Raw genomic sequence first — 13,648 nt, 5'->3', positions numbered from 1 at the left:
AGCACCCGGTTATAAAAGTCGCTGCCCGGAGGAATAGACTGAGGTAATTAAACGGTGGTGAGGGGTGCTTCATTGGAAGAGCGTTCGGCGTCGGTGCCAACGGCAGAGGAAGAAAAGAGTGCTGCCGGCGTGCAGGCCGGTGCACCATCCGCCGCGCGCCAGGGTTCCCTGGTTCCTGTTGACAACTCAGGTTCACGCGCCACGTTTCCGGGCCGCAGGGAGCGCACCCGGTCCCGGCTGGCCCGCCTGACCGGCCGCGGAACAGCCACCTATTCGCCCATCCTTGAACCGCTCCTGCGGACGGTCCGGGCCAATAATCCCAAAGAGGACTTCGACCTCATCCAGCGCGCCTTCGACGTTGCCGAGCGCAGCCACCGCGGGCAGAAGCGCAAGAGTGGCGACCCGTACATCACCCACCCGGTGGCGGTGGCCACCATTCTGGCCGAGCTCGGCCTCAGCGGCACCACCCTGGCTGCGGCACTGCTGCATGACACTGTCGAGGACACCCCTTATACCCTCGCTGACCTGAAGCGGGACTTCGGCCCGGAAGTGGCCATGCTGGTGGACGGCGTGACCAAGCTGGACAAGGTCAGCTTTGGCGAGGCTGCCCAGTCGGAGACTGTCCGCAAGATGGTCGTGGCTATGGCCAAGGACATCCGCGTCCTGATGATCAAGCTTGCGGACCGGTTGCACAACGCCCGCACCTGGCGCTTTGTGTCCGCAGAATCATCTGCCCGCAAGGCCCGCGAAACCCTGGAAATCTTCGCTCCACTGGCGCACCGCCTGGGCATGAACACCATCAAATGGGAGCTGGAGGACCTGTCCTTCGCCGCGCTCTATCCCAAGGTGTACGAAGAAATCGTCAGGATGGTGGGGGACCGGACCCCCGAGCGGGAAAAGAGCCTGGGCGTCATCCGCGACCAGATCACCGAGGACCTGCGCGCCGCCAAGATCAAAGCCACCATCACGGGCCGGCCCAAGCACTACTACTCGATCTACCAAAAGATGATTGTCCGCGACAAAGATTTCGACGACATCAACGACCTCATGGGGGTACGCGTCCTGGTCGATTCCGTCCGGGACTGCTACGCCGCCCTGGGCACCATGCATTCGCGCTGGAACCCCCTGCCGGGCAGGTTCAAGGACTACATCGCGATGCCGAAGTTCAACATGTACCAGTCCCTGCACACCACCGTGATCGGCCCGGGCGGCAAGCCCGTGGAGATCCAGATCCGCACGCACGAAATGCACCGCCGCGCGGAGTATGGCGTGGCCGCCCACTGGAAGTACAAGGACCAGCCCAACCGCACCGCGGTGGGTCCCGGAAGCCCTCGCGACGGCGACATGGGGTGGCTGCGCTCCCTGGTGGACTGGCAGCAGGAGACGTCCGATCCCGGGGAGTTCCTGGACTCGCTGCGCTTTGAGATCAACGCCCGTGAAGTATTCGTCTTCACGCCCAAGGGGGAGGTCATGGCGCTGCCCGCCGGCTCAACCCCGGTGGACTTCGCCTACGCCGTGCACACCGAGGTGGGCCACCGCACCATCGGAGCACGGGTCAACGGCAAACTGGTCCCGCTCAACAGCGAACTGAACCACGGCGACTGGGTGGAAATCTTCACCTCCAAGGCCGAAGGGGCCGGACCCAGCCAGGACTGGCAGCACTTCGTCAAGAGCGCCCGCGCCCGCAACAAAATCCGCCAGTGGTTCAGCAAGGAACGCCGCGAAGAAGCGATCGACCGCGGCAAGGAACTGTTGACCCGCGCCATGCGGAAACAGAACCTGCCGCTGCAGCGGTTGATGACGCACGAGGCCCTGGCCGTGGTGGCCGAGGAATTCAAATACGCGGACATCTCCGGCCTGTACGCCGGCGTCGGCGACGGGCACACATCCGCCCAGTCCGTCATGGAAAAGCTGATCGAAAGCCTCGGCGGCAACGAGAGTGCCGATGATGACGTCGAAGAGGTCAGCATCCCCAGCCAGGTCAGCAAAGCCCGCTTCTCCGACTCCGGTGTGGTGGTCCGCGGCGTTGGCGACGTGTGGGTGAAACTGGCCCGCTGCTGCACGCCCGTTCCGCCCGATCCGATCCTGGGCTTCGTGACCAGGGGTTCGGGCGTCTCCGTGCACCGCACCGACTGCACCAACATCTCGGACCTGAAGGACCAGCCTGACCGGATCGTGGATGTGGACTGGGCGCCCACCCAGTCGAGCGTCTTCCTGGTGGAAATCCAGGTGGAGGCGCTGGACCGCAAGTCCTTGCTCTCGGATGTCACACGGGTCCTGTCGGACAACCACGTCAATATCCTGGCCGCCAGCGTCCACACCTCCACGGACAGGGTTGCCATCTCAAAGTTCGCTTTCGAGATGGGGGACCCCAAGTACCTCAGCCACGTCCTCAGCGCCGTCCGCAGGATCGACGGGGTGTTCGACGTCTACCGCACTACCGGAAACAAGCGCCGGAGCTAGCTGGGCGAGCTTCTCCAGGGCAGCGCGCTTGTGTGGGACCCGCGGTGTTGCCTCGATGGCAAGCACCAAGAGCCGCAGCCGCACATCCTGCTGGGGCCGGCCCAGCAAACCGGCGAGGGCGGGCACGGCGCGTTCCGGTTCCACATGCAGCGCGATGTCGAGGGCGGTCCGCAGGGGGCTGGAGACCATGAGTCCGCCCAGGCTGAGCACATCGAATGGTCCGAGCTTTACTTCGTGCAGTGTGCAGCCGCGGGTATTCCGCAGGCTGGAGACGCGCCGCTTGGCGTCCACCAGCAGTGCCAGCCTGTCCGGTTCTGCCGCGCAGCCGTAGATCCAGGCGGCCGTCATCCGGCCGGCCACCACACGTTGCCGGATGGCCGCCGGTACGGCTCCGGCGGCCGCCCGTGCCCTTAGCTGCGGCGAGGCGGGGAGGCCGGGCAGGGTGTAGCCATTTTGGTGGAAGCGCGCCAGCAGTCCGTCGGCCGCCAAAGATTGGAGTTCAGGGCCGGCGAAGGGCTTCCCCGGCGCATAGAGTTCGGGAAACCGTGGCGGGGCGGCAGTTTCCGTCCCGCCGGCCGGGCATCCCTGCCGCGGCGCCGCTGCGGAGAGTTCCCGGCCCTGGCCGGCGGTGGATGAACCTGGAGGTGTGCCCATGGCTCCATCCTGCCCGGACCGCGATAAACGGGAACAGGCCCGCTCCGGGTTATGTGGATAACCGGGACCGGGCCTGTTCCGACAGCTCAGGGCTGGAAGGTCAGGACAGCTCGCTTGCCGACCGCTGGATCTGGTCAAGCCAAGCCTGGCGGGCTTCGAGAGCCTCCTGGGCAGCCTTGATCTTGCGCTGGTCGCCGGTCTTCTCGGCATCGGCGAGGTCTTCCTGGAGCCCGGCGATGGCCGATTCGAGCTGCGAGAGCGCGCTGTTGGTGCGTGCCTTCCGCTCCGGGTTGGACCGCTGCCACTGCTCTTCCTCGGCGTGGCGGACGGCGTCCTCCACCTTGCGGAGGCCGGCCTCGATCCGGCCCATGTCAGCGCGGGGCACCTTGCCGGCCTCTTCCCAGCGGTCGCGGACGGACTGGAGCGCCTTCTTGGCGGCTGCCAGGTCCTTGACCGGCAGGATGCCGTTGGCCTCGGCCAGCAGCGCCTCCTTCACCGTAAGGTTTGCCGCGTACTCCTGGTCGATTTCGTCGTTGGCAGCCTGGCGGGAGGTGAAGAAGACGTCCTGGGCGGCGCGGAACCGTGCCCACAGGGCGTCGTCATCCTTCCGGCTGGCGCGCGGTGATGCTTTCCACTGGTCCATCAGCCGACGGTATTCGCCCGCGGCATAGCCCCAGTCGGTTGACGTGGAGAGGGCTTCAGCCTCGGCGATGAGCTTCTCCTTGGCAGCCTTGGCGGCGGAATTGTTGCTGTCCAGCTGGGAGAAGTAGGCGCGGCGGTGGCGGTCGAAGACCGTACGTGCCGCCCGGAAGCGCTTCCAGAGTGCGTCCTCGTTGCTGCGTCCAAGCCGCACGCCGCTCTTCTGGGCAGCCTTCCAGTTCTCGAAGAGCTCGTTCATGCGGGCGCTGGAGGTCTTCCACTGGGTCTGCGCGGGATCCTGGCCGGAAATCTGCTCTGCCTCGGAAACAATGGCTTCGCGGGCTGCAAGCTCGGAGGCGCGGACGGCATCGTGCTCGGCCTTCTCAGCCTGCTCCAGCTCGGTGATCTGCCCGGCCAGCTGGTCCAGGCGCGCCTCGGCGGCCCGCAGGTCGCCCACCATGTTGCGTTCGGCGAGCTGCTCACGCAGGTGCGTCACCGTCTTCTGCATGTCGGTGCTGGGCGCCTTGGAGCTGACGCGCTGTTCCAGGAGCACAATCTGGGCCACGACGTCGTCGTATTTCCGGGCGAAGTAGATCAGCGCTTCATCGCCGCTCACGCCGGGGTACTGGCCCACGGGGTGTTCTCCGCCGTCGATGGTCAGGTAGACGTGGCCGTCGCCTTCCACGCGGCCCCACTTGGAGGCCTCGGCGACGGAGGTGCTGGGCGCGGCGGGAGCCGGTGCGGCAGCAGGGGCGGCGGCAGCGGGCTTGGGGCGCGAAGCAAAGGCAGCGGGCGAGGGTGCGGACGGCCGGGGCCCGGGAGCGGGTGCGGCCGTTTCAGCAGCGGGGGCCGTGCCGGCCTGGTCGTCGGGCTGCGCAGCGCCGTCCGCAGCGGCGTCCACGTCCGCGGTGCCTTCCTCCGAAGCCGTGGCTTCAGGTGTTACGGGTGCCTGCTCGGCAGCTGCAGCAGGAAGGTTTGCGTCGTCGGCGGCCGGTGCCGTGGTGTCGCTTGCGCCTGTTGCTGTTTCGTCGGATTTCTGACTGTCTGTCACCGCTAAAAGTCTTTCGCTTGGAGGGAAATACTCACGTACTGCACCGTAGCCATGCGGGCCCGGCCTACTTCAGAGAAAACGAGTCTATCGTGACTGGTTGTTTTGGCGCTCCGTCCGTGTCGCTCGCACCCGGCGTGATGCCGGCGGCAGCGATGCCAGTCACCACATCGAGCCCCGACGTCACCTTGCCCACCACGGTGTAGCCGCCCGCGGCATCGGCCGGAATGGCGGTGTCCTTGTAGACGATGAAGAACTGTGTCCCGTTGCCGTAAGCGTTGTTGCCGGTACGGGCAACGGCAATGGTCCCTGCGGGATACATGTTGTCCGCCGGGGTGTTTTCCAGCGGGCCCCACGTGTAATTGGGGTCTCCCTGGCCGTCGCCGTTGGGCGACCCGCACTGCAGCACGCCGAACTGGTCTGCGGTGGTGAGCCGGTGGCACGTCTTGCCGTTGAAATAGCCTTCGTCGCTGAGGGACTTGAAGACGGCGGCGGCCTGCGGAGCCTTGGTTCCGTCAACCTCCACGCCCAGGGGACTGCCGTTCAGCAGCAATTGCCCGGTGAAAGTCTTGCCGGCCGCCGTGTCTGCCGCCGGAATGTTCGGACCGTTGGTTGCCGGGGCCGATGGAGTGGCGGACGCACTGGCGGAGGCGGACGGCTCGGTCAGCCCCGCTTTCGCCGCGGCATATTCGTCCTCGGTGGGGTTTCCCGCGAACGCGGTGAGTTGAAGGACGACGGCGAGCACCACGGCGGCGGTTCCGGCGCCGGCGGCCACGAGGTTGTCGCGCCTCCGCCGCTTCTCCTGGTCGCGCCGGAGGTCACGCTTGGCTTCCATTTGCTGGATGCGCCGTTTCGTTTCGCGGGCACTGCGTGAACTGGCCGCCAAGGGTCCTCCTCATCGTCGGGCTCCTGCGCGCCGTGGGCAGCCGCGGGGCGCAGGAAGTAAAAGGCCAGGCTGTGCGCGCCCGCTGCATTAGAGATGCACACGGATGACGCATAAACTGGCTGCCGCACATAGTTTATGCATGGCTGGCTGTGCTGCCGCCGTACGCCGCCTGAGCGGTGTGGTCGCGAGTGCCGCCGCGCCTTCCATCCCTAAGGAGAACCTTCCCCATGGCACGCACCGCCTCCCTGTCCGGATTCCCCGAGTGGCTTCCCGAGGAGCGGCTGGTGGAGCTGCATGTGCTCGATACCCTGCGCAGGGTCTTTGAACTCCATGGTTTCGCCTCCATCGAAACCCGCGCCGTGGAAACCGTGGGCCAGCTGCTCCGCAAGGGGGAGATCGACAAGGAAGTCTATGGGCTGAGCAGGCTCCAGGAGGATGAAGGCGACAACCCGGTCAAAGCCGGCAAGGCCGACCCCAACGCGCTTGCCCTGCACTTTGACCTCACGGTGCCGTTTGCCCGCTACGTCGTCGAAAACGCGGGCTACCTCGCCTTCCCGTTCCGCCGGTACCAGATCCAGAAAGTGTGGCGCGGCGAGCGGCCCCAGGAAGGCCGGGCCCGCGAGTTCACGCAGGCGGACATCGACGTGGTGGGCGACGGCGACCTTCCGTTCCGTTACGACGTCGAAATTGCTCTCGTCATCGCCGAGGCCCTGAGCGCCCTGCCCATCCCGGACTTCCGCCTCCGCATCAACAACCGCAAGCTCGCCGAAGGCTTCTACCGCGGCATCGGCCTCGATGACACCGCAGGCGTGCTGCGCAGCATCGACAAGCTTGAAAAGATCGGTCCTGCCAAGGTGGCCGAACTGCTGAAGGCCGAACTGGGTGCTTCCGATGACCAGGCCGCCAAGGCGCTCCAGCTCGCTGCCATCCGCACCGAAGATACGTCCTTCGTGGCGCAGGTCCGGGCCCTCGGCGTCAGCAACGAACTCCTGGACGAGGGCCTGGACGAACTGGAACAGGTCATCGATGCCGCCGTGCAGCGGGCTCCCGGCAAGGTGCTGGCAGACCTCAGCATCGCCCGCGGCCTGGACTACTACACCGGTACCGTGGTGGAAACCGTGCTGGTGGGCCACGAACAGCTGGGATCCATCTGCTCCGGCGGCCGGTACGACGCCCTGGCGTCCAAGGGCAACCGCAAGTTCCCCGGCGTGGGCTTGTCCATCGGGGTGACCCGCCTGGTGTCCCGCATCCTGAGCCAGGACCTGGCCAAAGCTTCCCGTTCGGTTCCCACTGCCGTGCTGGTGGCCCTGAACCACGACGACAGCTGGGGCGCGGCCCAGGATGTCGCCGCCCTGCTGCGCAGCCGCGGAATTCCCACCGAAGTGGCGGCCAAAGCCGAGAAGTTCGGCAAACAGATCAAGTTCGCGGACCGCCGGGGGATCCCCTTCGTCTGGTTCACTGACGACGACGGCACCCACCAGGTCAAGGACATCCGCACCGGCGAGCAGGTGCTGGCCGCCCCCGAAACCTGGATGCCGCCCGTCGAGGACCTCACCGTGCAGGTTGAAACAACGGCGCCGGCTGCTGCTTCCGCCTAGCCCGGGAACTCCAGCCCCCGGACGCTAAGGCTTGGGCTGGTGCTGCCGGAAACGCAGCACCAGCCAGCGTCCGGCTACGCCTGCGGCGAGGACCGCGGCCATGGTCAGGACCGCAGCCGGGGGCAGGGTGAAGGCCAGGACGACGCAGCCGAGGAAGCCGACGATGTTCATCCAGCGGGGGGCGTACCCGGGGTGCGCCGCCAGTGTGAAGGCGGAGGCGTTGGCCACGGCGTAATAAACCAGGACGCCGAAGCTTGAAAAGCCCACCACCGTCATCACGTTGGTGGTCACCAGGAGCAGGATCACGACGCCGGCCACGGCGAGTTCGGCCACGTACGGAACGGTATGGGTGCCGCCCACCTTTGCCAGCGCGCCCGGAAGATCGCGTTCCCGCGCCATGGCCAGGGTGGTCCGCCCCACGCCGGTAATAAGCGCGAGGAGGGCGCCCAGGCACGCGGCGGCAGCGCCGGCCTGCACCAGCGGCGCGGCAGGGGCAAGACGGGAATCGAGTACTGCGTCCAGCAGCGGCGTCCCGGATGCTCCGAGACGCTGTCCGAGGTGGGCCAGCAGGAGCAGGGCCAGCAACAGGTAAATGGCGAATGCGGCCGCCAGGGCTGCCAGGATGGCCCGGGGGATGGCCCGCGTGGGGTCCTTGACTTCTTCACCCAGCGTGGCGATCCGGGCGTAGCCGGCAAAAGCAAAAAACATCAGGCCTGCCGCCGGCAGCACCCCCGCCGGGTTGTCCGACGGCGGCCCGGCAAGCTCCGCCCCGGCGTGCGGGCCCAGCCACGCAGCAACGGCGACGAACACGAGCGTCGCGAGGACCATGCACAGCAGGATGCGTGTCAGCAGGGCGGTCCGGGTGATGCCAAGCAGGTTGACTCCGGTGAGGGCCACGACGGCAGCCACAGCAACCGGGACCGCATAATCCCGCGCCGCGTAGCTGCCGAACGTCAATGCCATGGCTGCGCAGGAGGCTGTCTTGCCGGTGACGAAACCCCAGCCGGCCAGGAAACCCGGCCATTCGCCCAGCTGGTTCCGGCCGTACACGTAGGTTCCGCCGCTGGTGGGGTACCTGGCGGCCAGGGCGGCAGACGCGACGGCATTGCAGTAGGCCACCACCCCCGCGATGAGCACGGAGAGGACCAGCAGGTTTCCGGCCAGCGCGGCGGCCGGAGCGAAGACCACGAACACCCCGGCGCCCAGCATGGACCCCAGCCCGATCGCGGTGGCGTCAAAGGTCCCGAGCCTGCGCTGCAGCTGCTGCGGTTCGCTCATGCGGTGGCATTGCCTTTCCAGCGGGTAAACTCGGACGGGATCGTTCCGCAACGATCATATTGAATTCCCACTGTTTTCCCGCAGAAAGGCGTGCTGTGCTGCGCACACATGACCTCGGATCCCTTCGTTCCGAGCACATTGGACAAACCGTAACCCTGGCCGGCTGGGTGGGCCGCCGTCGTGATCACGGTGGTGTGGCATTCGTTGACCTGCGCGACGCTTCCGGCGTGACCCAGGTGGTGGTCCGTGAGGAGGAAGTGTTCCACGGGCTGCGCAACGAGTACGTCCTGCAGGTCAAGGGCACCGTTTCCAAGCGCCCGGAAGGCAACGAGAACCCGGCGCTTGCCACCGGTGAAATCGAGGTCATCGCCGAGGACGTCACCATCCTCAACACCTCCGACCCCCTGCCGTTCCAGATTGACGAGCACGTGGAAGTCGGCGAGGAAGCCCGCCTCAAGCACCGCTACCTGGACCTGCGCCGCCCCGGCCCCAGCCGCAACCTGCGCCTCCGCTCAGAGGCCAACCGGGTGGCGCGCGACCTGCTCCACCAGGAGGGCTTCGTGGAGATCGAGACGCCCACGCTGACGCGTTCGACGCCGGAAGGCGCCCGTGACTTCCTGGTTCCGGCACGCCTGGCCCCGGGTTCCTGGTACGCCCTCCCGCAGTCCCCGCAGCTTTTCAAGCAGCTGCTGCAGGTGGGCGGGTTCGAAAAGTACTACCAGATCGCCCGCTGCTACCGCGACGAGGACTTCCGCGCAGACCGGCAGCCGGAATTCACCCAGCTGGACATCGAGGCCAGCTTCGTTGACCAGGACGACATCATCCGGCTGGGCGAAAACATCGTCAAGGCAGTGTGGCAGCTCATCGGCGTGGAGATTCCCACGCCGATCCAGCGCATTACCTATGCCGACGCCATGGCACGGTATGGCTCCGACAAGCCGGACCTCCGCTTCGGGCTGGAGCTGACCGAGCTCACCGCATTCTTCAAGGACACCAACTTCGGCGTGTTCAAGGCACCCTACGTGGGCGCCGTCGTCATGCCCGGCGGTGCTTCCCAGGCCCGCCGCGCCCTGGACGCGTGGCAGGAATGGGCCAAGCAGCGCGGCGCCAAGGGCCTTGCCTACGTCCTGTACAAGGAGGACGGCGAGCTGGCGGGACCGGTGGCGAAGAACCTCACCGAGTTCGAGCGTGCGGGCCTGGCCGACGCCGTGGGCGCGAAGCCCGGCGACTGCATCTTCTTCGCCGCAGGCGAGAAGACCCCGTCGCGTGCCCTGCTGGGTGCGGCCCGCGTGGAGATCGGGCACCGCACCGGCCTGATCGATCCCACTGACTGGGCCTTCTGCTGGGTTGTGGACGCGCCCATGTTCGAACCCGCCGCCGCTGCCGTGGCGTCCGGTGACGTTGCCGTCGGCGGAGGCCAGTGGACTGCGGTGCACCACGCGTTCACCTCGCCCAAGCCGGAATTCCTTGACACATTCGACAAGGATCCCGAGTCTGCGCTCTCCTACGCGTACGACATCGTCTGCAACGGCAACGAAATTGGTGGCGGCTCCATCCGTATCCACCAGCGCGAAGTGCAGGAGCGCGTCTTCGAACTGATGGGCCTGGACAAGGAGGACGCCCAGACCAAGTTCGGGTTCCTGCTGGAGGGCTTCAAGTACGGCGCGCCTCCGCACGGCGGCATCGCCTTCGGCTGGGACCGCGTGGTCTCGCTGCTGGCAGGAGTCGAGTCCATTCGCGACGTCATCGCCTTCCCGAAGTCCGGCGGTGGACACGACCCGCTCACCGAGGCCCCGGCCCCCATCACGCCGCAGCAGCGCAAGGAAGCAGGCGTGGACTTCAAGCCCGAGGCCAAAAAGCCCGAAGTGAAGAAGCCCGAAGACCAGAAGTAGTCAACGGCCGCACGTCAGTGGAGGTTCCCCGGTCCGCCCGGGGGACCTCCTGCCGTTAAGGAAGGAACAGCCCTGTGACCACAGCGAGCCCGGTCCAGCCCCTACCCCCGGGCCTCGAAGAAGCCATGGACGCGGCGTGGCCCGCCCTGGAACGCCATGATGCCGGCGGCTGGACCCTTCGGGCGGCCGCAGGCGTCACCCAGCGGGCCAACTCCATCTGGCCGCACAGGGCAGCGGGCAGTGGCGAAGAGGGCATTGATGGTCTCCCGGGCATGCTCAGGGAGGCCAGGGCCTGGTACCGCAGCCGCCGCCTCCCGGTGATCTTCCAGCTCTTCGACACCCCGGCAGCGTCCGCTCTTCACAGGCTGCTGGACACGGAAGGCTTCACCCGCCAGTCCGAGACGCTGGTCATGGCCCGCGGCGCCATGGACGTCCGGCGTCCCGCAGGCGAAGCGCCGGCGGTGGAGTTTTCCACGGAACCGTCGGGGGAGTGGCTGCGGGTCTGGTGGGACGTGGACGGCCGTGGCGGCAACGATGCACTGGAGACTGCAAGGAAAATCCTGGAGGGCTGTCCCGCCGTGTATGCGCTGGTGCGGGACCACGGTGGCCGGCCCGCCGCCGTCGGGCGCCTTGCCCTCCCGGACGGCAGTGGCCAGGGCGGCCTGTACTGCATGGCCACCCTTCCGGAAGCCCGCCGCAAGGGCTTCGCGGCCGCCATCCTGCAGGCCCTGCTTCAGGCCGGCACGGAGCGCGGCGTGGACGGCTTCTGGCTGCTGGTCACGGCAGCGAACCACGGCGCGCAGGAGCTGTACGCGAAAGCCGGGTTCCGTGAAGCCGGCCGATACCTCTACCGGCAGGAGCGCCCCCGGCGCGCACCCACCGGTTGCTGACAATCCGGGACGGCCGGCTAACCCGCCGGATCCGCCACTGTGACCCGCACGGAGCAGGCATCAGCCGCGGCCTTCTTCAACACCGCGGCCCGGGGTTCGGCAACGTCCAGGTAGGCAAGGCGGGGCAGGCGTGCGTATTCGCGCAGCAGGGGCTCGGCCAGGACGAGGTCCGCGAGGGTCCTGTCGCCCCCAGGCACCACATACTCGAAGGCGGTTGAGCGGAACACCTCCGCGGCCTGCTGTGCCACGGCCCCCACCAGGGCGTCCGCCTGGTTGGAACGGCGACGGGCAAACCGCTGCTGGGACTGGCCGCCCGCCGCGGTGCGGGACTGGACGTACCTGGTGCCGGCCTTGGACGCGAGCAGGGTGCCTTCGCTTGCCACCCCAACGCCATAACCACCCCGCCTTACCAGCAGCAGTCCCAGCCGGCGTGGTTGCGAGGCCAATGCAGCCAGCCGCTCCAGCGGCCCGGCGCCGCGGCCCGGCCGCCCATCAGCCGGCCACGGAGCCTGCAGGAGCGCCTCGGCGCCGTCGGCCGCCACAAGGAGCAGGCCGTCGTCGCCATCCTGGAGCCGGTAACCCCCGTGGGAGGTGCCGAAGCGCTCCGCCCAGCCCGCCAGCCGGGGACCGGACACGAATGCTGTCCGCACGGAAGACTGGGCGCCTGAGTGGCCGGCGGCGGGCATGGCGGTTCCTTTGGGTTTGGGGGAGGGGGAAAAGCAGGTGCTGGACTGGAAGTAGCCTATCTATGTGGATGATCTCTTCGGGAACGGGCCAGAAAACGACGACGACGACCGTCCCGCCGCGGGGGAGAGCGCCGGTTCCCGGGGCAAGGGTTCGCCGCGCAGTCCGCTGGCCGTCCGCATGCGGCCCCGCACCCTGGACGAGGTAGTAGGCCAGCAGCACTTGCTCGGCCAAGGGTCGCCGCTGCGCCAGCTGGCGGCCGGGGCAGGCGCGGACGCCGCCGGTCCGGCCGGACCCAGCTCCCTGATCCTGTGGGGCCCTCCGGGTACCGGCAAGACCACGCTGGCGCACGTCATTGCGCGCGGACCGGGTCGGAAGTTCGTTGAGCTGTCCGCCATCACTGCCGGCGTCAAGGATGTCCGGCGCGTCATGGACGACGCCCTCACCGCCCGCGACCTGTACAAGACCACCACGGTGCTGTTCCTGGACGAGATCCACCGCTTCAACAAGGCCCAGCAGGACGCCCTGCTGCCCGGTGTCGAAAACCGGTGGGTGGTCCTGGTGGCTGCCACCACGGAAAACCCCTCCTTCTCGGTGGTCTCACCGCTGCTCTCCCGCTCCCTGCTCCTGACGCTTAAGCCCCTGACCGATGCGGACATCGAGGGCCTCCTGGTGCGGGCCGTGGAGGACCCGCGCGGGCTGGGCGGCAAGGTCCGGCTCAGTGACGAAGCCCTGGACCACCTGGTCCGGCTTTCCGGCGGTGACGCGCGGCGGGCGCTGACTGCCCTGGAAGCCGCGGCGGGCGTCGCTTTCGGTGACGCGGACGACGTCGAACGTTCCGTGGCGGAGGAAGGCGCACCTTCCGCGCCTGCCGCCGAAGAGCCGGTCACCGTGGAGCTGCGCCACACCGAGCGCGCCCTGGATGCGGCCGCCGTCCGCTACGACCGCGCCGGCGACCAGCACTACGACGTGGCCAGCGCCTTCATCAAATCCATCAGGGGATCCGACGTAGACGCGGCCCTGCACTACCTCGCCCGGATGCTCGAGGCGGGGGAGGACCCCCGGTTCGTGGCCCGGCGGATCGTCATCTCCGCGGCCGAGGACGTGGGCATGGCGGACCCCACCGCGCTGCAGACCGCCGTCGCAGCAGCACAGGCGGTCCAGCTGATCGGCATGCCCGAGGGCCGGATCATCCTTGCCGAGGCTGTGGTCCACCTCGCCACCGCCCCCAAGTCGAACGCCGCCTACATGGGCATCAACAAAGCAATCGCGGATGTCCGGGCCGGCCTCGGCGTCGGAATCCCCGCCCACCTGCGCGATGCCCATTACCCCGGCTCCAAGCAGCTGGGCCACGGTGTCGGCTACAAGTACGCCCACGACGCGCCGCACGCAGTGGCCACCCAGCAGTACCCGCCCGATGACCTGGTGGGCCGCGACTACTACCAGCCCACCGGCAATGGTGCCGAACGGGACATCGCCCAACGGCTGGAGCGCCTGCGGAGGATTGTCCGGGGCACGTAACGCCGTGGTAAGCTGAATCTTTGTCTGGCAAGGCACGGACGCACAATCTCCCCAATTCAGGTTGGCAAGGTTATGCCCTGTGCCCAGTAGCAAAA

Annotated in this window: 10 protein-coding genes; 5 read left to right on the top strand and 5 right to left on the bottom strand. The window is 67.6% G+C overall.

Going from position 1 to position 13,648, the window contains the following annotated elements:
* Nucleotides 1-72: 72 nt before the first annotated feature.
* Complete coding sequence (locus AC1DIP_RS08180; RefSeq protein WP_476211269.1) at nt 73-2,463, top strand: RelA/SpoT family protein; 2,391 nt, start codon at nt 73-75, stop codon at nt 2,461-2,463.
* Here the strand turns inward: AC1DIP_RS08180 and AC1DIP_RS08175 are convergent.
* The 3 genes from AC1DIP_RS08175 to AC1DIP_RS08165 form a co-directional block, all read right to left on the bottom strand.
* A complete protein-coding gene (locus AC1DIP_RS08175; RefSeq protein ID WP_477733442.1) occupies nt 2,344-3,117 on the bottom strand; it encodes a hypothetical protein in 774 nt (257 codons plus the stop codon). The two genes, AC1DIP_RS08180 and AC1DIP_RS08175, sit on opposite strands and share 120 nt — an antisense overlap.
* A 100-nt stretch (nt 3,118-3,217) precedes the next feature.
* Entirely contained in the window at nt 3,218-4,807 is a 1,590-nt protein-coding gene (locus tag AC1DIP_RS08170; RefSeq protein ID WP_477733441.1) for a DUF349 domain-containing protein, read from the bottom strand.
* Nucleotides 4,808-4,871: 64 nt separating this feature from the next.
* A complete protein-coding gene (locus AC1DIP_RS08165) occupies nt 4,872-5,690 on the bottom strand; it encodes a peptidylprolyl isomerase (RefSeq protein WP_476211265.1) in 819 nt (272 codons plus the stop codon).
* Nucleotides 5,691-5,917: 227 nt separating this feature from the next.
* Between AC1DIP_RS08165 and hisS the strand changes: the two genes are divergently transcribed.
* Nucleotides 5,918-7,288, top strand: a complete 1,371-nt coding sequence (hisS, locus tag AC1DIP_RS08160) for a histidine--tRNA ligase (RefSeq protein ID WP_477733440.1) — start codon at nt 5,918-5,920, stop codon at nt 7,286-7,288.
* 24 nt (nt 7,289-7,312) lie between these two features.
* On the opposite strand, the gene AC1DIP_RS08155 is transcribed toward hisS, so the two are convergent.
* Nucleotides 7,313-8,566 carry an APC family permease gene (locus AC1DIP_RS08155; protein ID WP_477733439.1) on the bottom strand — a complete coding sequence of 418 codons (1,254 nt, stop codon included), beginning with the start codon at nt 8,564-8,566 and terminating at the stop codon, nt 7,313-7,315.
* A gap of 95 nt (nt 8,567-8,661) precedes the next feature.
* On the opposite strand from AC1DIP_RS08155, the gene aspS reads away from it, so the two are divergent.
* Together aspS and AC1DIP_RS08145 are read left to right on the top strand one after the other, a co-directional pair.
* Complete coding sequence (gene aspS / locus AC1DIP_RS08150; RefSeq protein ID WP_477733438.1) at nt 8,662-10,458, top strand: aspartate--tRNA ligase; 1,797 nt, start codon at nt 8,662-8,664, stop codon at nt 10,456-10,458.
* Between the two features lie 125 nt (nt 10,459-10,583).
* Nucleotides 10,584-11,348 (top strand): GNAT family N-acetyltransferase, encoded by a 765-nt coding sequence (locus tag AC1DIP_RS08145; RefSeq protein ID WP_477733530.1) that lies wholly within the window; start codon nt 10,584-10,586, stop codon nt 11,346-11,348.
* Nucleotides 11,349-11,365: 17 nt separating this feature from the next.
* On the opposite strand, the gene AC1DIP_RS08140 is transcribed toward AC1DIP_RS08145, so the two are convergent.
* Complete coding sequence (locus tag AC1DIP_RS08140) at nt 11,366-12,034, bottom strand: acVLRF1 family peptidyl-tRNA hydrolase (protein ID WP_476211258.1); 669 nt, start codon at nt 12,032-12,034, stop codon at nt 11,366-11,368.
* Between the two features lie 64 nt (nt 12,035-12,098).
* Here AC1DIP_RS08140 and AC1DIP_RS08135 point away from each other — a divergent pair, with 64 nt between their 5' ends.
* A complete protein-coding gene (locus AC1DIP_RS08135) occupies nt 12,099-13,553 on the top strand; it encodes an AAA family ATPase (protein WP_476211256.1) in 1,455 nt (484 codons plus the stop codon).
* Nucleotides 13,554-13,648 lie beyond the last annotated feature (95 nt).

Source organism: Pseudarthrobacter sp. 05T312, from assembly GCF_056396685.1.
The sequence above is the reverse complement of the archived record's forward strand: the minus strand, read 5'-3'. Positions and strand labels throughout refer to the sequence as shown.

Bases quoted from the DNA above. Each gene is read 5' to 3' on its own strand.
- AC1DIP_RS08175 (WP_477733442.1), bottom strand. From the start codon at position 3,117: ATGGGCACACCTCCAGGTTCATCCACCGCCGGCCAGGGCCGGGAACTC.
- hisS (WP_477733440.1), top strand. From the start codon at position 5,918: ATGGCACGCACCGCCTCCCTGTCCGGATTCCCCGAGTGGCTTCCCGAG.
- AC1DIP_RS08155 (WP_477733439.1), bottom strand. From the start codon at position 8,566: ATGAGCGAACCGCAGCAGCTGCAGCGCAGGCTCGGGACCTTTGACGCC.
- AC1DIP_RS08145 (WP_477733530.1), top strand. From the start codon at position 10,584: ATGGACGCGGCGTGGCCCGCCCTGGAACGCCATGATGCCGGCGGCTGG.
- AC1DIP_RS08140 (WP_476211258.1), bottom strand. From the start codon at position 12,034: ATGCCCGCCGCCGGCCACTCAGGCGCCCAGTCTTCCGTGCGGACAGCA.